Annotated in this window: 3 protein-coding genes; all 3 read right to left on the bottom strand. The window is 38.2% G+C overall.

The genetic code is table 11. The features are described 5' to 3' along the window. On the bottom strand, positions 1-11779 hold an 11779-nt coding region (locus NHE85_RS07140), incomplete at its 3' end, for a hypothetical protein (protein ID WP_252811086.1). Positions 11780-11890: 111 nt separating this feature from the next. Continuing rightward, positions 11891-13840, bottom strand: coding sequence for a PorP/SprF family type IX secretion system membrane protein (locus NHE85_RS07135; RefSeq protein ID WP_256474536.1), 1950 nt, complete (start codon positions 13838-13840; stop codon positions 11891-11893). Positions 13841-13843: 3 nt separating this feature from the next. Beyond that, entirely contained in the window at positions 13844-21358 is a 7515-nt protein-coding gene (locus NHE85_RS07130) for a gliding motility-associated C-terminal domain-containing protein (protein WP_252811082.1), read from the bottom strand. Positions 21359-22039: the final 681 nt, after the last annotated feature.

Raw genomic sequence — 22039 nt, 5'->3', positions numbered from 1 at the left:
TATACACTAATGGAAGCACATTAGGTGCGATAGCATAGGTAAGTGGTGCGGTTCCTCCTGTTGCTGTTACTGTAGCAGTACCGTCTGAACCACCGAAGCAGTTCACATCAGTTTGGCTTGTTGCTCCCATAACAATTGGGATAACCGGAGCCACGTTAAACGTAAGAGGCGTACTGTTACAGCCATTACTGTGTGATACAATTACATTGTGAGACCCTGCTGAAAGACCTGTCACCACAAATTGATTTGATGCCTGTGGTGTTCCTCCATCAAGTGCGTAAGTAAGATCTATAGCTGCAATTGCAGGGTTTACATCTACTGTAATAGTTGTCTCGTCACATACCTGGGTAGTCACGATTGAAGCCTGAAGATCTACTCCTTCAGCAATTGTTATAGCTGCAGGTAAAGTATACGTACATCCGTTAGCATCCCTTACATCAATTGTGTAAGTAGTATCCGAAAGATTAGATATCGTAATAGGACCTGCAGATGGTGGTGTTGTAAATGCACCTCCGTTTAAACTTACCTGATAAGGGCCTGTACCATCTGTTGGGGTTACTGTAATACTACCGTTATTAGCATTGATGCAGATCTCATCGGTATGGGTTACTGTAGCTGTTAATGCTGCTGTTGGTTCAGTAATAGTTGTTGTTAACTGAGTTTCACAGCCAACATTATCATCCATTATACTGATTGTATAATCTCCTGCAGCAAGTCCAGTAAATACTCCTGTTGCCTGATAAGTACCAAATACAGGCGGTGTCTGATCTGAAATTGCATAGCTTAATGTACCTGTACCTCCTGTTGCTGTTACGGTGATCTCTCCTGTTGTATTGCCATAACACATAACATTTGTTTGGGATGTTATTGAAGCAGATATTGGTAACAGAGCAGGAACTGTAAAGGTTACATCCTGTGTACATCCATTTAAATATCTGAAAGTAATAGTATGAGAACCTGCACTAAGATCCTGATAGAAAGTGCTGTCAGCAGGTTCAAAAATACCTCCGTCTAATGCGCATTCAAAATCACTTGCAGGAATATTAGGATTAACTGTAGGGAATACTATATTACCAATTACATTATTAGTACATGTCGGGAAAATTTGATAATCACCCTGAATATCCACACCTTCTGCAATTGTTATAGCTGCAGGTAAAGTATAAGTACATCCGTTAGCATCCCTTACATCTATGGTGTAAGTAGTATCCGAAAGATTAGATATCGTAATAGGACCTGCAGATGGTGGTGTTGTAAATGTACCTCCGTTTAAACTTACAGCATAAGGGCCTGTACCATCTGTTGGGGTTACTGTAATACTACCATCATTGGCATTGATACAGATCTCGTCAGTTGAAGTGGCTGTCGCAGTTAATGCCGCTGCCGGCTGGCCTACAGTAATAACGGATGAAGCAAGTTCACATCCAAGAGCATCTTTTACATTGATCACATAATCACCTGCCGCAAGACCTGTAAAGGCTCCTGTTGCCTGGTAAGTACCATACACTAATGGAAGTACATTAGGTGCGATAGCATAGGTAAGTGGTGCTGTTCCTCCTGTTGCTGTTGCTGTAGCTGTACCATCTGAGCCACCGAAGCAGTTCACATCAGTTTGGCTTGTTGCTCCCATAACAATTGGAATTACAGGTGCCACATTAAATGTAAGAGGCGCACTATTACAGCCATTACTATGTGATACAATTACATTGTGAGACCCTGCTGAAAGACCTGTTGCCACAAATTGATTTGATGCCTGTGGTGTTCCTCCATCGAGTGCGTAAGTAAGATCTATAGCTGCAATTGCAGGGTTAACACTTACTGTAATAGTTGTCTCGTCACATACCTGGGTAGTCACGATTGAAGCCTGAAGGTCTACTCCTTCATTTATTGTTTCTGTAAACTGAGCAAAGGTACATCCATTAGCATCTCTTACATCTATGGTATAAGTGCCATCGGCTAAGCCTGTAAATACAGCCGGTGCTGATGATGCTGTTGTATATGTACCTCCGTTTAAGCTTACCTGATAAGGGCCTGTACCATCTGTTGGGGTTACTGTAATACTACCATCATTGGCATTGATACAGATCTCATCGGTATGTGTAGCTGTAGCTGTTAATGCTGCTGTTGGCTGATCAACCACTACCCCTGTAATATCTATTTCACAACCAATAGCGTCTTTTACTTTAATGTCATAAGTTCCTGATGCAAGGTTGCTGAATGTATCCGATAACTGGTAAACAAATAATGGGCTTATAGCATACTCAAGCTGTGTAGTACCACCTGTTGCAGTTACTGTGATCTCTCCTGTGCTGTCTCCATAACATAAAACATCTGCTGTTACTGCTGCGGTAGCAGCGATAGGGTCATGTGTATCTATAGTAAAGCCTTTAGTCTGAATACATGTAAGCCCTGTAGCTGGTATTATATGTTTCGCATAAGCAGTATAGTTACCTGGTGTTAAACCTACATTCAGGAATATGTTAGAAGGTTGGTAGGTAACACCATCAAGTGAGTAAGTAACATTTGCAGCTGTTACAGATCCATCTATAGTTATTGTTACGTCATTATTAGGCGTATTAGATACACAGGTTGGTGTAACAACTACCTGCGGATCCATATTTACACCCGGTAATATTGGCTGTGTTATTGGCGGGTTAAGGGCACAATCGTTAGCATCTTTTATATAAACTGTAGTTGTGCCTGCCGAAAGCCCTGTTAATATATGTGTCGACCCTGTAACAGGGTCATAAGTAATATCATCAATACTAATTACATAATTTCCTGTTCCACCTGTAATAGTAACTTCAATTTTAGCATCTGATTCACCTAAACAGGTTTCATCGGTTACATTTACAATAGTAGCATCAATAGGGTCCGGCATTTTAATTTCAAGATCATCAAAATATGTAAAACATCCATTCTGATCCTGAACTATAATGTCATAAAAACCTGCCGTAAGATCTGTAAATATATTATTAGAATCAAACTGATCAAGGTTCGGCGAAATTGCGTATTGTACTGTTCCGGTTCCCCCTGTCGTTAATATTTTAATGCTACCGTTAGACTCTCCATAACATTGAATGTCTGTAACCTGAGAATCTATAATGAACTCCGGAGGGTTTGTAATAGATATTATACTTGATGTTGTATTACAATCATCACTTATCACCCTTACATAATAATCACCTGCTGATAATCCTGAAAAAGTTCCGTTAGCTTGTGGTCCTGCTATAAGAGTAGATGTACTATCTAATAACTCGTATTGATAATTCCCTAAACCTCCTGTAGCATCAGCTACTATTACAGCTGTAGCAGCTCCATAACAATTAATTTTTGCCCCTGCAAGATTTAAATTAGGGTTTAATGCGGGTACTTCCGGTATAGTAACCTCATTTGTCATTACTGCGGTACAACCTTTGCTGTCTCTTACATAGTACTGGTATGTACCAAAATCTAAATTAGGAAATACTGTTATAGTACCATCATAAGTAATGTTATCAGTACTATATTCATATGGAGGAGTACCTCCTGTTGCAGAAATAGTAAGTTCTGCAAGAGTAGTACAGGTAAGACCATCTGTTAAAGATAGTGATCCTACTAACGGATCAGGTTGTGTAATAGTTACCGGGCCAAATTCTGAACCACATGACCATCCATCTGATACTGTAATAGTATAAATTCCTTCTCCAAGTCCAGCAAATATTGGGCTGGCCTGTGCACCTGTACTCATTGTAATAGTAGTACCTGTTGCATCGTATGTATTCAATATGTATTGGTATGAACCACTACCGCCAGATACCCCTGTTACCTGAACCGATGCCGTTTTATCGCCATAACACATAACAGAAGTTACCGATGCATTTATACTGGCTGTAACAGGGTTAGGTTGTGTAAGTGTAAGGGTTCGTGTTACTATACAGCCACCTGCATCCCTTACATTAACCGTATAATTTCCTGCTGCCAAATCTGTAAAGAAATTATTCGCATCATAAGCCTGAATAGTGGTTGTTGTAGTAGTATTTATTAATTCATATTCATAAGTACCCCAGCCACCTGAGGCTTGAGCCAAAATTTCTCCAAGGTTATTGGTACATGTTACGTTTGCTGTTTGATTAGCACTAAGCACGAGGGCATCTGCCGGTGAAGCAACGGTTATAGCTGCCGTATCGGCAGAACAAAAAGGTGTATCTGTGCCTATTACCCTTACAAAAAGGCTTCCCGCCGGTACATTTGATATTGTGAAAGGATTTGTACCGGTATTTCCTGTACCACTGGCCACAACTCCCAAAGTATTTCTTACCTCATAGTTATAAGCTCCTGTATATCCAGAAACGTTTATTGTAATTGTTCCGTCAGTTCCTCCAAAACAGGTAACCTGTGTAGCTGCTGTAGCTACAGCATCTATAGTATCAAAAGGACTCACCGTATAAGTTGCAGTAGTAATAGTACATTGGGTACCTAAATCGGTGACTTTAAAGGTGTAATCGTCCGGAGTGGTTAAATCAAAGTTAGCAGTACTAACACCAACACCCGGCGTAAATACAGGGCCTGAAGGTAGTAGTTCAAACTGATAATTACCTGACCCTCCTGTAACCTCAACAGTTACTGTTTCATCATTTGTACATGTAATTTCCGTTACCTGAGTAGCCGTTGCTGCTGACATAACAGGAAGCTGATCAATAGTAAGTGGGAAATTTTCTGTACAGTTATTGGCATCTTTTACATAAACTGTAATGTTTTGTACACTTCCCGTATCAGGAACATTAAAGATATTTGTAGTAAAATAATTAGTACCATTTATACTATAAGTATATGGCGACGTACCATTTGTAGCTGTAATTGTTATTTCAGATGTTTGTACCGTATTATCTGTTGCACATGCAAAAGGTGTTGCAACAGCCGATACAGCCAACGCTAGAGGCTGATTGATAGTTACTGTATCTGTACCCGTACAATTTTTACCCGACGTTACTGTAATAGTATAAGTATCTGCTGCAAGACCTGTAAATAAAGGACTGCTTTGAACTATAGGCGCACTAAGAAGTCCGTCGATAGTATAACTATAAGGAGTATCTGTGTTTGAAGCATCAAGAGTAATAGTTATAGTACCATCATTACCTCCATTACAGCTTACATCTGTTTTAGCCGTTGTAAAATCGACTAGTATCGCTGCATCCAAAGAAACTAATGCTTCTTCAGTACAGGTTGATGTTATATCATGAATTATAACTTTATAGTCATCAGCAGCCAATCCTGTAAATACATTTGATGATTGTTGTACAGCTGCCGTTCCGCCTGCTGCAAATTCAAGTTCATATTCATAATTGCCCGACCCGCCAAAACCTGTAACGGTTATTTGTCCGTCGTCATCTGCGCATGTTGGCTGAACTGCTGACTGAGCCGTAACAGTTAATGGGGCATAAATAATAACATCCTCGGTAACCGGAATTGTATATATACAACCGTTACCATCTTTTATTGTTACAGAATAGCTTCCTGAAGTAAGACCTGTATAAGTGAAGCTATCCGACTCTGCCTCAAAAGCACCTCCGTTTAAGCTATAAGTATAACCTCCTGCATCACCTTTAGTTCTGGTAACATCAATACTAAAGCTACCCTCTGTAGCAGTACATTGTGTATTAGGAGTTATCACTGCTGTAACTTCCGGACTTTCATCAAGGTCTATAGTTACAGTAACTGTTTTTATACAGTTGTTATCATCTTTAATATATGCGTCATAAGTACCTGATTCTTTATTAAATGTATTACCCGATACCCATGTAGTAGGTTGTGGATCTCCTGCAGGCACTAATTGATAAGAGTATGGTGTATTACCTCCCTGACCAGTAATTACAACCTGACCCGCATCGGTAGTACAATCATTATCCTTTTCGGTAGCATTAGCTGTAACGGTTAAAAGAACAGGTGATTCAGTAATTGTAAATTGCTCAGATGCTACTTTACAACCAGCATTACCATCTAATTGCTCAAACTCTATATAATAAATACCCGGAGCCAGACCAGTTGCATTACCTGACCCAGTACCCCCTGAAACAGTTACTGTTCCCGAAGCTCCAGGAGTTGTCACTATTTCGTTAGATTGAAATTCGTATACCTGATATGATACATTGTTAGTGCCTGAAGTTACAGTAAAGTTAAAATTAACGTTTCCGTCATTTGAACCCTGACATGTTATATCAGTAACAACCACAGGATCCACAACAAGATCAGAATAAGCAGGATCGATTTGAGCTGAGTCGAAATAGTAACAATGTGTGTCTTTGTCATAAACAACAAAAGTATAGGTTAGACCTGGAACAAGATTGTCAAATCTTGCAACCCTGGGAAACGCAGGGTCACTTGGTCCCACATAATTACTTGAATAAGGTGGTGTATTGGTTTCAAGTATAGCAAACTCATAGTTTGTACCTGTAATAATGGCACCAACCTCAACAATTGCAGATCCTCCATCGGCACATGTTGCCGGAACAATAGTAGTTACATCTATATCAAGCTCATTAGGAGGGGAAGCCATAATAATATTAGGCTTAATGGCTGTACAACCGTTAGCATCAGTTACTACAACCTGATATATACCATAGTTTAAGATAACAAACGGATGAGTTGTTGAAGCAGAAGGACCAAAAGATGCCGAATACCCGAAATTATTGGTCAAGTGGTATGTGTAAGGTCCCTGACCTCCTGTAACAGCCTGCACTAGTATTTCTCCCGCAGAGATATTGGTTCCGGGGTTAAGAGGATCGTCAATACACTGAATGTTTGTTTCATGTGTTGTAAATGTAACCGGATCATTCTCTTCAATTTCCTCAGTATTGGTAAACGTACAACCATTAGCATCTGTCAAAACCACTTCATAAATACCAGCCGGAAGCCCTGTGGTTTGTGTACCATAAGCTGTAGAAGTATTAATATTTGTAATTGCAATAGTATAAGGCGCAAGTCCTTTAGTATTGTCAATATTTATTGTAAGAGCACCTGTACTAGAACCATTACATAAAACATCAGTAGTTGTACCGAAAGTAAATTCAGGATCTACTTTGGGTGCTATCGTTCTTGGAGCAGTCGTTACTGTACAGCCGGCTGCATCAGTAATGCGGAACTGGTATGTTCCTGAAACAGTGGTAGTATATGTAAATGATCCTGTTACACTTACAGGTGCAGCATAAGTAACACCCGCATCAGTTGAAACTTCATATTGGTAAGATGCACCTCCGCCATTTATATTTACCGCAATTTGTGCAGCATCAATCGCTGGAGGAACCGAATTACATGTAATTCCTTTAATTAACAAGGTTGATGCCGTAAGCTGAGGGTTAATCGTTCTGGTTATAGTTGTTGCATTGGTACAACCATTAGCATCTCTAACCGTAATAGTATAGGTTCCTGCTACCAGATTTGTATAAGTAGTACCGCTGGCAACAGTACCATTGGCGTAAGCTCCTCCATTAAGGCTATATTGGAACGGAGCCAATCCTGTGCCTGCGTTTACAGCTACAGTTATTGATGTTCCTGGAAGACAAACATCAGCAGCCGTTACAGTAAGTATCGGTTCTACTGCTGCGTTTAATGTAAAGTTATCTGTTACCGCACAGCCATTAGCGTCTGTCACTGTAATGGTATAACTGCCTGCTGCCAATCCGCTGAAAACAGAAGATGACTGAGGACCAACAGTAGCCGCCCCTGTTAATTGGTAGCTATTACTACCCCATCCTCCTGTTGCCGAAATTGTAACACTTCCTGCTGCAGTACAGGTAGGCTGCACTACAGTTTTAGTTATTGCAAGCACCGCCGTTGGATTTTGTATTGTAACTACTGCTGTAGCATTACAATTTGTAGCAGGATCTGTTACTGTAATTGTATAGCTGCCTGCAGCAAGGTTTGTTAAATTAATAGTGCCCGATGTCACTCCTGTTGCAGGAGCAACTGCCGTACCTGTACTTACTACAGTATAGTTGTAGTTTGTACCAAAACCACTTACTGTATATGTAAGCTCTCCATCGGCAGCATTAAAACATGATACATTACTAATATTCTGGCCTGTTACGCTTATTGGTGTAATACCATTTATAGTGTAATTTTTAGTAAATGTACAGCCATTGGCATCTGTTACTTTAAAAGTATAAGTGTTAGGTGCCAGCCCCGCAAATACAGCGTTAGTACCATTGTTAACAGCTGAAGGTGCCGTAATTTCATAATTAAACGGGCCTACTCCGCCTGTTACGGTTAATGTAACATCTGATGTTTGTGTTGGGCAGGTTACCGCCGTTGCAGCAAAGGTAATATTTGTAACCGGCGTTAACGGATTTACAGTCATTGGAGCTGTTTGTAAGGTACAGCCATTACCATCTTTTATAGTTACAGTATAAGTACCGTTTGTAAGACCTGTAAATGTAGTAGCAGTGCCAAAAGTAGTACCGTCTATACTATATGTATAAGCACCTGTACCTCCTGTTACCGAAGCAGTATCCACAACAATAGTTGCACCACCATTTGCGCATGTATATTGCTGGGTAATACTTGCTGTTCCTGTTAAAGCATCAGGTTCGGAAATAGTAAATGTCTCAGAAAAACTACAGGTATTAGTTGTACTTGCCTGAAGAATATTAACTGTATAATCGCCAACTGCAAGACCCGTAAAAATACCAGATGCATTAGTTGCAATTACATTTGCTGAAGAATCCAGTAATTCAAAAGTTACTCCATAACCATTAGGATTAGAAGTAACTGCAACTGTTATGCTACCATTAGATGCTCCGTTACAAATAGCATCTTGCGAAGCCTTTGTATAGGTTATACCAGGTAAATTATTTATTGTGACAGGATTAGAAAGTGCAGTACAGTTATTCGCATCAGTAACTATAAATACATAAGTTCCAATATCTGCAAGATCTATAGAAAAAGTGTTTTCAGTTATGTAATCTGCAGCTGTAGGATTTTTTAATGTACCATCAATACTATATATAGCATAACTATATGGTCCTAAACCTCCCGACTCAGTAACTGTTATAATGCCCGGATCACAGGAAACATGTTGTGTAACTGTAGCATTAAGTGCTAAATTACTATAATCATTTATGGTAACAGTATTTGTAGAAGTACATCCATCCTCTGTTGTAACATTAACAGTATAAGTCCCTGCATTAAGACCTGAGAAAAGATGATTATTATCAGTTTCAGGACCGTGAGTAATATTTACTGGGCCACTAATAGAAAAGTAGTATTGAGGACTAACATTAAGAGCCTGAATCCTGATACTACCAGGAATATTACAGGTTTTATCGGTAGGTATTATATTAGTTGTAAGTGTTTTTTCTAAAACGGTTATATCTTTTATAGTAAAAGTACATCCGTTTGGCACACCCGTTTGCTTTATTTCAACTGTATATGCACCTGGTGATACAATAGGGAATACAGGATTAACATTTGGATAATCTGTTATAACAGTATTGGTACTTTGTTTTATAAGCTTTATCTCGTATGTATTGGGAACATTTATGACCCTGATTTGTCCGGGTGTATTACATACGATATTTTCAACCTGAACCTGAGGGTCAAGGTTGTTTTTATAAACATTAAAATAGAAATAAAGCGGACATGATCCTGTACCATCAGGGTCAAAATAAATACGATATTCCCCTGCATCAGTAGCTGTAAAGTTAGATCCGGTTGCTACCTGTGTCCAACTCGTAGCAGGACAACCATTATGAGGACAACTATCAGGAACAACAGTAGTACATGTAGCCGTATTTAATTTTTGCCACTTAACGGTACCACTACTTATTCCCGTTGTTATTACTCTGCTATCGTTAATACCGCATAAAAATATTTTAGGAAGCTTTATACCATTGTTGGAACATGTTACAGTTTCATTGGCGAATGGAATAACAGGGTTGGCAATATTTGCACCGGCAAAATTGGTTACTGTTATTTCTTCCATCATAGGCACTATACATGGTGCAATAGGCGTGGCATTATAGTAATATACTCCCGGGGCGACAACTGTAATAGATTGTGTGTTACCCATAGGCAAATCTCCACCCGGATCCTGAAGAAACCATTCATAAGTTCCATAACCATCTCCAGCAGTAAGCGTTAATGTACCATTACATAATACTTCTTCCCTGCTATAAGTACAGGCACTTACATCAACCAAAAAATTTGCTGGCCCCTCTATAGGGCTTCCGCAAGTACTTAATCCCGCTACACTTGGGTCATCACTTATAGTTGTAGTATTTAAAACACCATGATACGTTGCATAAGCAGTATTTTGGATAAGATTAGAACAAGCATCTGTAAGATCATTGCAACTTTCGGCTACTTTCACCCTAAGCCTTATACTGTGGGGTACAGATTCATTTCCTTTTTTAACCAGATTATCAGGTATTGTAAAATAAATTGTACCTGCTCCGTCATCAGTATATGAACCTCCCGGAACATCACTCATATCTACAGATACAAAAGAAGTATTTATAGGAAGAACATCTTTTATTACTAAACTTTTGGCATCATCATTACCTTCATTATCAAAAGTAATTACATAATCAAGAACATCACTTAAAGTTACATTCTGCCCAGCAATATTATCTCCATTTGTATTTTCAACAGTTTTAACAAGTTTAATATCCGGTTCAATAATGTCTACAGCAAAAGTTACAACAAATGCTCCATACCCGTCTCCCGATGTTGTTAGTTTTAATGTGGCAGCTGTTTCATTGTTCTTTATCACACTATTATTTGCATTAGGTATGTCAAGCATATCTAAATCAAGTCCTAATGTGTTTGTTCCGTATGGATTTCTACCCGGAACCTGCGCATTGTTATTGGTTATTGTTGAATTAAAAAAGTTATTAGTTGGGTTTAAAGTATTACCTATATCTGTAAAAGTGCTAACTAGACTCCCTTTTATCTGAAGTTTATCATTTGTAAGTCCTTTATCACCTTCAAGGGCACCTACTCCTAGCCGTGCTTTAACAGGAAACGGACTTGGCAATGTAACAAATCCGCTAATATTTATATTAGCTGTATTGCTATTACTAACACCCTGGTAACCATCAAAAGTAGATATAAATTTACCCGGCAAAGTAGGATTTTCATAAATTACAACCATTACCCAACCTGCAGAACTTGAGCCGTCCCTCTGGCCTTTAGCCGCCCTTAAATTAGCCAGGGTATAAGTACCATTCGCATTTGCCAGTGCCTGTACTAAAGATGTTACATTTTTATAACAAACTATTGGTGCATCTTTATATGACTGGTTTAGTGCACCTGTGCTTTTACCATCAAAAATTATGGAGTCATCCTCTCCTGGCAAATCAGTATTATTATCTGCAATAAGAGTAACATAAGACCCTCCCGGAACTTTAAACTTTACCTGATTAAAATCACTATAACGGGTAGCATCAGACGGAGTCCATTGCTGACCTCCATTTGTACTTCTTTCATAAGGATATGTTGAGGCCCAATATAATCCGGCATATACTACTTTGTCACAGCTAGATGCCAAAGACAAATCAGCACTACTGGAACTAAAAGTTGAAGGATCTCCATCAATGTCAATATATTCCATATTCTGACCGTTGTTGTCAGAACTATCATTTAGCGGAACATTAGCCTGAGAAGTATTATTGGAAGGTGCTCTGTTTAGAATATTGTTACCTACAAAAATAACATCTCCCTTCACTTTAATGTTCCCTCCTGCAAGTCTTGGTGAAAATGCCGGTGGTACCGGAGTTTGTGCACCTGCTATTAAACAAGACAATAATACCCCCAGTAGGATAAAAATCCTAAGCTTTTTTAAAGTTTGATAGTGCATTGGTGTTTTTGGTAGTTTTAGTTGATTTTGGTGTTTCCTTTTTAGTGTTTTCCGCTATTAGTTGGTATTGATACTCATAATCCAAATGGACTCAAAATAAATATTGTCCACATTTGAATAGTAAGAGATCAGTGCCTCCCGCCAGGTACTTAGTCGTTTTAAATACACATACCTGAAATTGTTCTTAGGGTTTAAAAATATTCCTGCTTTTATATTTCTCTCAGCCATTTTGGCTACGAAATTTTCTGCATTTTCCTGTCCCGAAAATACGTTTGCAATAATATAATAGCCGGGTTCCATACCCTCAACATTAAGCCTGTTTACTTTTTTAACAGCTTCCCTCGGCTTAGCTGTTTTATCAGAATAAAATTCCTTAATATCCTCTTCTGTTTTAAGTGTATCTCCTTTTACATCTTCCAGAGGAAGCGGGATATCGCTGTTTGTTTGTAGTTGTGTTTCATTTTGTAAGGTGTTATCAGATTTCGGTTTTTTTACAATTTGTTCTTCAAGTTCTGGATTAGGGTTATTATCTACGTGTACTATATACACCCCTTTTTCTTTGCCCGACGCTTTTTTCTTTTCTGAAGCGTTTGCTGCTTCAGTAAACGATTTGTGTTTTTCTATTTTTACTTCTTTATCACTGTCTTTCGCTTTTTTATCCTTAGAAACCACATAATATCCGTCAGGTGCATATTTAAGTTCTTCCAGTGTTTTTGGATCTTCAATTCGTTTAGATTGTTTTATGTTTTTAAGTTCTATAGGCTTATTATCTCCTGCTTTTTCTTTTGCTGCCTTTTCTCGCCTGGCATACTCTTTAAGATTTTTTACTTTTTGATCAAATTCAGCCTTTTTGACTTTAGCCAATGAATCTTCTTTTATAAGATCTTCCAGTAAATGCATGCTCTCAGGATCAAGATCCATTTTCAGCTTTTCAATCTCAACTTTATTGTCAAACTCGGCAGCAGCAGTACTGTCTTTAGCCTCAATATCTTCTTCCTTTAAATCATCTTTTAATTCTTCTTCAAGCTCTGCCAGTGTATCTTTCGGCTTTTCAGCCTGCTCCATATATTTTTTCCTGGCTGCATCTCTGTCTTTAAAGCTAAACACCATTGTTATTTCATGAGTTGGCCCTAAATTAACCAGTGCATTTTTAGTGATTCTTTCAAAAGTATAACCCAGTGAAAGCCTTTTTGTAAAATGGAAACCTGCCCCAATTGCTACTCCATAATATTCGTCTATACCGGTTTGAAGCCATCCAAATTTTGGAAAACTTACTATTAGCGATCCGCTAAGTCCAAAACCATATAATTCACTTGTTTTTCCACGCAGCATTAACCTGAATTCACTATCCTGAAAAAAATCTTTAAGCGAAGTCATCTGGTGAGTATACATTAAATGACCTGAATAGGTTTTGTTTATAAAATCTTTAGGATTACCTGCCGATTTAAAATTATAGTCTACAAAGTTTTCGGCATAAAACCCTAAGTCAAATTCTTTATATCCAATATTAATACCCGGCCTTATACTTAAAAGCGAAGTATTGCGCATAGATAACAACAAAGGGTCCGGCTCTTCTGTAATGCTTCTGTTTCTGTCTACCCCGCTGTTATAATAAGCAATATTAAAACCCATAGTGAGGTTGATTTTATCTTTAATCCTAACATTGTAAGCATAGTTGCCAACGCCTCCAAAACTTGTTATTACTCCAAGTGTCTGCTGAAAGATTCCAAAACCAAAACCTGCCCTGTCGGTAAATCTTCCGGTTGTAGAAAGCAGATAAACCTTAGGTGAGTCATCATACTGCATCCATTGGTTACGGTGGTAAATTGATACATATGTGTTATCTTCTCTCACAAATGAAAATGCCGGATTTAATAAAAACCTGTTATATTTTAAATTGTTCTGCGCGGGGAAATTAAAGGTAAGTACAGGCGTATCCTGAGCATTTACCATATTAAAGGCAGTTAAAAACACGAGTAGAAATAAAGAAAAATAGTTTTTTATCATCCTTTACTTTACAAATGTTATTGAACCTCTTCTTATAATCTCCGTACCCTCCATTATTGTGTAATAAAACACAGGGTCTTTTTGCAACCATAAAAAATCACTCTCCGGCCAGCTATTGTTATAAGGCGACTGCCTTAATATCAAGGTGCCATCCGGTGAATAAATCATTATTTCTATATCTTCACTAATATATTTTAGCGGCAGTGCCCATGTATCATTAATACCATCTCCGTTAGGTGTTATTACATTAGGTATTGCTACAAGGTTATTTTCTTTAATGGCAACTACAAACTGCCTTGTAACCTCACACTCGCCTATTTGTGCCTTAACCATATAAGTTCCCGGCTCCGAAATCTCTATTGAGTCTCCTGTAGCTATTTCTTCACCATTAAAATACCAGGTGTATGAATCTGCACCACTTGCTGTAACTATTTTTGTGGTTCCTTCAGGTAAATCAACATTTTCATCAACACTTATTACAAATTGGTCTATATCATATGGCTCAAGTACCAGTGTATTAGATGTTACCGTACAACCATTATAGCTTACTTCAAGATAATAGCTTCCCATCTCACTTACTGTAACATTAGAATCTGCCCCTACTATAAGGGTTGCCCCATCATGATACCATGCATATAAATATTCCTCATTTGTAATATCACTGTAAAGGGTCACTTCAGATCCATCCGTACAAAATACACCGTCCATAGTAATAGTAACATGGTCTGTAAAAGCAACTTCTACAGCAATTCCATTTGAATTTACAATTCCAAATCCCGGAATATTCACTTCAAGAGAATAAATCCCTGTTTCTGTTGCTAAGTAAGCAACATCTGTTGCTCCCGGTATTACACCTCCATCTTTATACCACTGGTAGGCATAATCAAAATCATTGCCTATAAGGCTTATAATTCCCTGATCGGTAATTGCCTTGAATTCAGAAATGTAAAGATTAGCTTCTGTACTTACACAGCTTTCATAATTCTGTGCAGCAATTGTAAGTGCAAAACCTGACGGATTAGTAAGATCAAACAACAGTTCTTTTGTTATTATACAATCCTGTGTCTGCGTTACCATTACTTTATATTCTCCCGCAAGTGTGGCTGTAAGTGAAGCTGTTTCTTCTCCTTCTATTAGTATTCCGTTTCTGTACCATACATAAGCTGGCTGCTGTGCAGTAGTAGTAACCGACAGAATTTTAGTTTCTCCCGGAATTATTATTCCTGTAAGCGGACCTGTAGCTGTAAGGTCAAAATCGCTCTGCTGAATATTCAGGGTATTTGATGCAGTAGTACAAATGCCATTGGTTACTTCTACATAATAATCTCCGGGCAGTGTTGTGGTAAAATCAGGAGTATTTCCTGTAGTTTGCACTACACCATCTTTATACCATGTATAAGTATAATCAGTATTGGTGATATTACTTATGAATACTACCTGCGATCCTGTATCACATAATGAACCTGAAGAGGTAAGGGTTACGGTTCCTAGCCCAAGGTTTACTGCAATATCATTAGAAAATACAGGTGCAAAATCCGGTATTGCAGCCTCAACTTTATATGTTCCGTTTTGAGACGGATCGTTAAGTGTTAATGCAGCGTTTGTTTCTCCTGTTAAAGGCGCATTATTTTTATACCATTGGTACTGGTAGCCTGCTGCCATTACATCAATAGCGCCATTGGGGGCTAGCGCTATAAAATTAGATACATTTAGCGTTACTGCATTACTGGTGCAGGCAATGTAAGATGCATCTGTTGCAACGGTAATCTGGAATCCGGTAGGGTAATTAAGTGTAAATATTTTCTCTTGTGTAGCATTACAGCCTACGGTTTGCAGTACTACAACTTTATAAGTTCCGTTTTGTGTAGCTGTAAGCGTGGCAGATGTTTCAGTAAGCAGCACACCATCTTTATACCATGTATATTGTGGCCCAGATGCATCTGTGGTAACAGTTATTGTTTTAGTTTGTCCGGGTAAAATAATATCTGTATCAGGATTTGTACTGTTTATTGCAATACCAGTTGTTTGTAAGTTAAGTGTATTAGACTGAATTGTACAACCATCATAAGCAACAATTAAATAGTAATCGCCTTCCTGTGAAGCAGTGTACACAGACGATGTAGCGCCTGATACAGGTAAACCGTCTTTATACCATTGATACGTGTAAGACGGATTAGCTACACCTGAAACTATATCTACTGTAGATCCATCACACAATACACCACTGTTAGTTATAACAACAGGATCCATTGCCATTTTAACAACAACAGCATTAGAGAATACAGGGCTAAACTGAGGTATTATAACCTGTAGCTTATATTCACCGTTTTGAGCAGCTCCGCTTAAAGATAATGTCTGGGAAGTTTCCCCTACTAATGGAGAATTATCTTTATACCACTGATACAAATAGCCCGATACAGCAACATTAATATCTCCCAAAGGGGTCTGGGCTGTAAAGCTGCTTACCTGTAATGTTGCCGTAACACTTGTACAATCTGCATAAGCAGCATCCGGAGCAATTGTTATTGTAAATCCTGTTGGGTACTGTAGTGTAAATATTTTTTCCTGTGTAGCATTACAGCCTGATGTTTGTGTAACTACAACTTTATACTCTCCGTCTTCTGTAACTATAAGCGATGCAGACGTTTCGCTTAGCAGCACATTATTTCTGTACCATGCATATATAGGTGCTACTGCATCTGTGGTAACAGTAAGTAGTTTACTATCTCCCGGAAGTATAACATCTGTAACCGGATTTGTACTGTTTATTACAATTTGCGCTTCGGTAACATTTAGTGTGTTAGATTGTGAAGTACAGGTTCCTGCGGTAACAACTAAATAATAATTACCTTCTGTTCCCGTCATAAATGATGATGAAGTAGCTCCTGCGAGTGCCGAACCATTTTTGTACCACTGATAGGTATAAGTCGTCCCTGTTATAGCTGAAGTAAGCGCTACAGTCGAGCCTGAACATAAAGTACCACTCTGACTTATTGTTACAGAACCCGCCGGCATGGCAATATTTACACTTACATTATTAGAATTAATTGGTGCAAAATCAGGTACAGTAGCTACAACTTTATAATTCCCGTTTTGAGAAGCATCGGTAAGTGTTAATGTTGAAGAAGTAGCTCCTGCAACCGGCACACTGCCATTATACCATTGGTACTGATACCCTAAAGAAGAAACATCTACCGTGCCTGTTGGAATAATTGCTGAAAAAGCCGTTACGCTCAAGGTGACAGGTGTTGTTGCACATGGAGTATAACCGGCATTTGCAGCAATTGTAATTGTAAAGCCTGTTGGATATTGTAATGTAAATATTTTTTGAGCTGTTATTGTACAGCCTGCAGTTTCTGTTACTATAACTTTATAATCACCATCCTGAGTTGCAGTAATTGAAGCTCCCGTATCCGGCAGCAGTACATTGTTTCTGTACCAGGCATAGGTTGGCGCTGTAGCATCTGTAGTAACTGTTATGTTTTTAGTTTGTCCCGGTAAAATAATATCTGTAGCAGGGTTGGTACTGTTTATTACAATTGAGGCTGTTTGCAGTGCCAAAGTATTAGACTGCGAGGTACATGCTCCGGCAGTAACTACCAGATAATAATCGCCCGGATTACCCGTAGTTAATGATGAAGCTGTGGCTCCCGCCAATTGCAATCCGTTTTTATACCATTGATAGCTATAACCTGCATCTGTTATACTTGAAGACAGAACTACTGTTGACGCCATACATAAAGGACCACTTTTGGTAACTACAACAGAGCCTACAGGTAGCGCAAGGCTTACAGCAACAGTATTTGAATTTAACGGTGCAAAATCAGGTATTGTTACAACTACTTTGTAATTGCCATTCTGCGAAGGATTATTAAGTATTAAAGATGATGATGTAGCGCCTGAAACAGGTGTACTGCCTTTATACCACTGATAAGCATATCCTAATGCAGATGCATCTATACTTCCGCTAGGAGTAGTTGCTGTAAAACTTGTTACAGTAAGTGTAGCGCTACTGCTTGTACATGCGGTATAACCTGCATTTGCAGCAACGGTAATTGTAAATCCTGTTGGATATTCCAACATAAATATTTTTTCTTCTGTAGCTGTACACCCTGATGTTTGTGTAACAACTACCTTATATTCACCATCCTGTGTGGCAGTATAAGTCGGTCCGGTTGCTGTGGCAATCAACACATTGTTTCTATACCACGCATAGGTTGGAGCAACAGCATCTGTAGTAACGCTAAGCGTTTTTGTCTGTCCCGGAAATATAATATCTGTAGCCGGATTAGTAGTGTTTACTGCTATTTCTGAAACCTGAAGATTTACCGTGTTAGACTGGGCAGTACATGTTCCGCCAGATACTATTAAATAATAATTGCCAGGCGTGCTTGCCGTAAGCGCAGAAGTAGTTTCTCCTGTAATTGCAGTACTGTTTTTATACCACTGGTAAGTATAACCCGCATCGCTTACATTAGCATTTATTATTACTGTAGAGCCTTCACACAAAGCTACAGCATTGGTTATAACTATAGATTCTACAGCCACATTTACCGTAACATTATTTGATGTTACAACTCCATAATCAGGAACCGTAGCTTCAAGCTTATAAACTCCGTTTTGAGATGCACTGCTTATTATCAGCGTTTGTGATGTTGCTCCCGCCACAGCCACATTATTTTTATACCATTGATATTGGTATCCTAAAGCCGATACATCTATAGTGCCGGAAGGTATAGTTGCAGTAAATGCTGTAACATCTAAAGAAGCTATAGTACTGCTGCAAGACACATATGCAGCATCTGCTGCTATAGCTAAATTAAAGCCCGTTGGATAATTTAGTACAAAAGTAGTCTCTGCACTTGTTGTACAACCCGATGTTTGATTTACTATAACTTTATATGTACCGTCTTGTGTTGCCGTAAGTGTATCGGAAGTTTCGGCAAGAAGTATATTATTCCTGTACCATTCATAAGTTGGTGCAACGGCATCTGAAGTAACTGTAATTGTTTTTGTTTGTCCCGGCAATATAACATCTGTAGGAAGAGTGCTTACGCCAACCGTTATAACTGTTTCCTGTAAGTTTAATGTATTAGACTGGGTACTGCAAGCTCCGCTTGTTACTGCAACATAATAATTACCTGCCGAATCTGCTGTTAATATAGCTGCTGTTTCTCCTGTAAGAGCGGAACTGTTTTTATACCACTGGTAGGTATATGCAGCGTTATTAGGGCTCGCAGAAAGTGTAGTTGTTCCACCTGTACACAATATACCGCCTGCAGATACAGTTACAAGCTCCATAGCCAGATTAACTGTTATTGTATTAGATATTACTGTAGGAAAATAAGGCACGGTAGCTTCAAGCCTGTAATCGCCATTCTGCGATGAGTTGTTAAGCACCAATGATGCTGATGTGGCTCCAGCAACAGGCACATTATTCCTGTACCATTGATAGGTATATCCTAATCCGGCAACGTTAACATTACCCGAAGGTGTCTGCGCCTCAAAACTGGAAACACTAATTGTTGCGGTTGTGCTTGTACATGCTGTATAACCTGCATTGGCAGCAATAGCAATAGTAAAGCCTGTTGGATAATTTAATACAAAAGTGCTTTCGGCTGTTGCGTTACAGCCTAAAGTCTGGGTTACAATAACTTTATAAGTACCATCAAGCGTAGCATTAAGTGTTGCTGTTGTTTCGGCTAACGCTACATTATTCCTGTACCATACATACTGAGGGCCTAAAGCATCTGTAGTAACTGTTAGAGCCTTACTCTGTCCTGGTAAAATAATATCTGTAGATGGATTTGTGCTGCTAATGCTTATACTTTCAATATCTATATGAATAGTATTAGACTGCGAAGTACATCCGCCATAGGTTACTTTAAGATAATAATCTCCTTCCGAGTCGGCTGCAAGTGTAGGTGTTGTTATTGCAGGCAGCAAAGCACCATCTTTATACCATTGGTAAGTATAAGCCGCATTAGTTACACTCGAAGTTAATGCAGCTATTGCACCCTCACAAATAGTAACAGGGCCCGAAATTACCACATTACCTGTTGACAGATTTACTGCAACAGCATTAGAAGTTACAATACCATAATCCGGCAGGGTAACTTCAAGTGTATAACTGCCATTATCGGCAGCAGTAGTAATATTTAACAGGTTAGCAGTAGCCCCGGCAACAGCCGTTCCATCTTTATACCATTGATACGTATAGCCGTAACTATTGCCTATAAGGTTAGTAGCAATACCACCCGTAACGGCATCAAACTGAGAAATATTCAGTGTAGCCGTTGTGCTGATACATGACTGGTAAGCCGCATTAGTCTGTATTGCTAAATTGAAACTGTCAGGATAAACAATCTCAACTGATGCTTCTTTTGTTGTATTACAAGGTGTTGCTTGATTTACAGCTACTTTATATGTTCCCTGTGTTGTAGCATTGTATGTTGACTGGGTTGCCCCGGAAATTGCAATATTATTTTTATACCATTGGTATGTAGGGCTGGCAGCGTCTGTAATAGCTGTAAGCGTAATTGACTGACCTGGGATAATAGCGGTTGTTACTGCCGGATCTATATCAAGATTAAAATCAATTAATTCCAGTTCAATATCGTTAGTCTCAAAAATGCAGCCACCACCTGTTATTACGAGGTGGTAAATTCCTGCCTGAGAGGCATTATATGTTGGGAGAACGGCTCCAGGTATCACAACATTATCCCGGTACCAGGTATAGGTAAAGTTACTATCCTGTACATCACTGGTAAGTGTCTTCGTATTGCCGGGGCATATTTGTGTTAAGCCATCACTAGTGCTTATTTGTGGTGTTAATATGCTTTGTATCGCTACAGTAACAATATTGGAATATGAATTAAATACACAGCTTCCAAAATTTGTAACAACATAATAACTGCCCGATTGAGAAACAGTTATAGATGATCCCGTCTCACCCGGAATTAACACATAATCTTTATACCATTTATAAGTTAATGAAGGATAATATAGCGGAGAAGCTGGTGTACCCGTATTATCTATGGACAGATTATAAGTGGTTCCTGAACATATATTAACAGTGCCAACATTATTATTTATAGAATAAGGCTGGTTGTGAATTGCGTAGTAAGCAGGAAAAGCTACACTTGAAGGACTTGTTTTAGCAGGAACTGTACTTCTTACCCTTATTCTGTATCCTTCTCCATATGAAGTAAGAGGAATACTAAAGCTGCCGTTAACTACTATAGTGGTTGTTGTAGGCAGGGTAGCAACTACAGTAGGTGAAGCAAAGCTGCCTGTGGCATTAGACATCTCTACTATAAACTGATTGCCTGCGCCAAGGTTTGCAACAGGAGCTACAGAGAAAGAAAAATTATAAGAATTAAAAGATGGCGATGCACATGCCTGAGTAAAACCTAATGACGGCGTAGAAAGAGTTACCTGCGCGTATGCGCACGCATCAATTAATAGCCAAATAAAAAAGCTAAATATTAAATAAAGTATTTTTCTTCTTTTATTCATTTACGGTTTTAAAGCTTGTACGAATATCAACTTTCGAGACTAAACCTATGTAAACAAATTCTTATCAAAAATTAAATTCGATAAAAGGAATTAAAAACACGATAAAATTCCGATCGATATTTATTTTTTAATTGAAATTTTCACAAACTTTTAGATTTTAATTAACAATAACTATTTTTCATGATGTTCCATTAATAACAAAATGTTGTAAAAAAATGTATTTTTTTACCTATTATACGATATAATCACAACATTGGATTTCATCAAAAAAGCTAAAAAAGCGTTAAAATATTCAATATGTAAATAAAACCACCCCGTATTTATACTTGGTTTATTAAAGAAAAAACACCAAAATTGTTAATTTTAACATGTATAGACTTAAATTCTGAACACGATAAAGTTTAAAAAAGTCATAAATAAAACATGTTAAAAATCAAACAGTTATAGATTAAAATTCAAAGAACGATACAGATAAGAAGACATCATTCGGGGGCAGAAATCAATTACATTCTCAATATAAATATAAGGAATTTCCGAATAATTATATATTAAAGTTTTTTAATATTTAAAAATTTACACGCATCATTTGTTAAAGAAATAGTGTAAGAAAAATGTTAATAACTATTTCTACAAACATGTAATTAGAAATATATTAAATAATTTCCTATAGAAATAAAGTTC

It is taken from the genome of Flavobacterium sp. NRK1, from assembly GCF_024054175.1.
Lineage (GTDB): Bacteria > Bacteroidota > Bacteroidia > Flavobacteriales > Flavobacteriaceae > Flavobacterium.
The sequence above is the reverse complement of the archived record's forward strand: the minus strand, read 5'-3'. Positions and strand labels throughout refer to the sequence as shown.

Excerpts from the sequence above, each read along its gene's own strand:
- NHE85_RS07135 (WP_256474536.1), bottom strand. The coding sequence starts at position 13,840 with ATGATAAAAAACTATTTTTCTTTATTTCTACTCGTGTTTTTAACTGCC.
- NHE85_RS07130 (WP_252811082.1), bottom strand. The coding sequence starts at position 21,358 with ATGAATAAAAGAAGAAAAATACTTTATTTAATATTTAGCTTTTTTATT.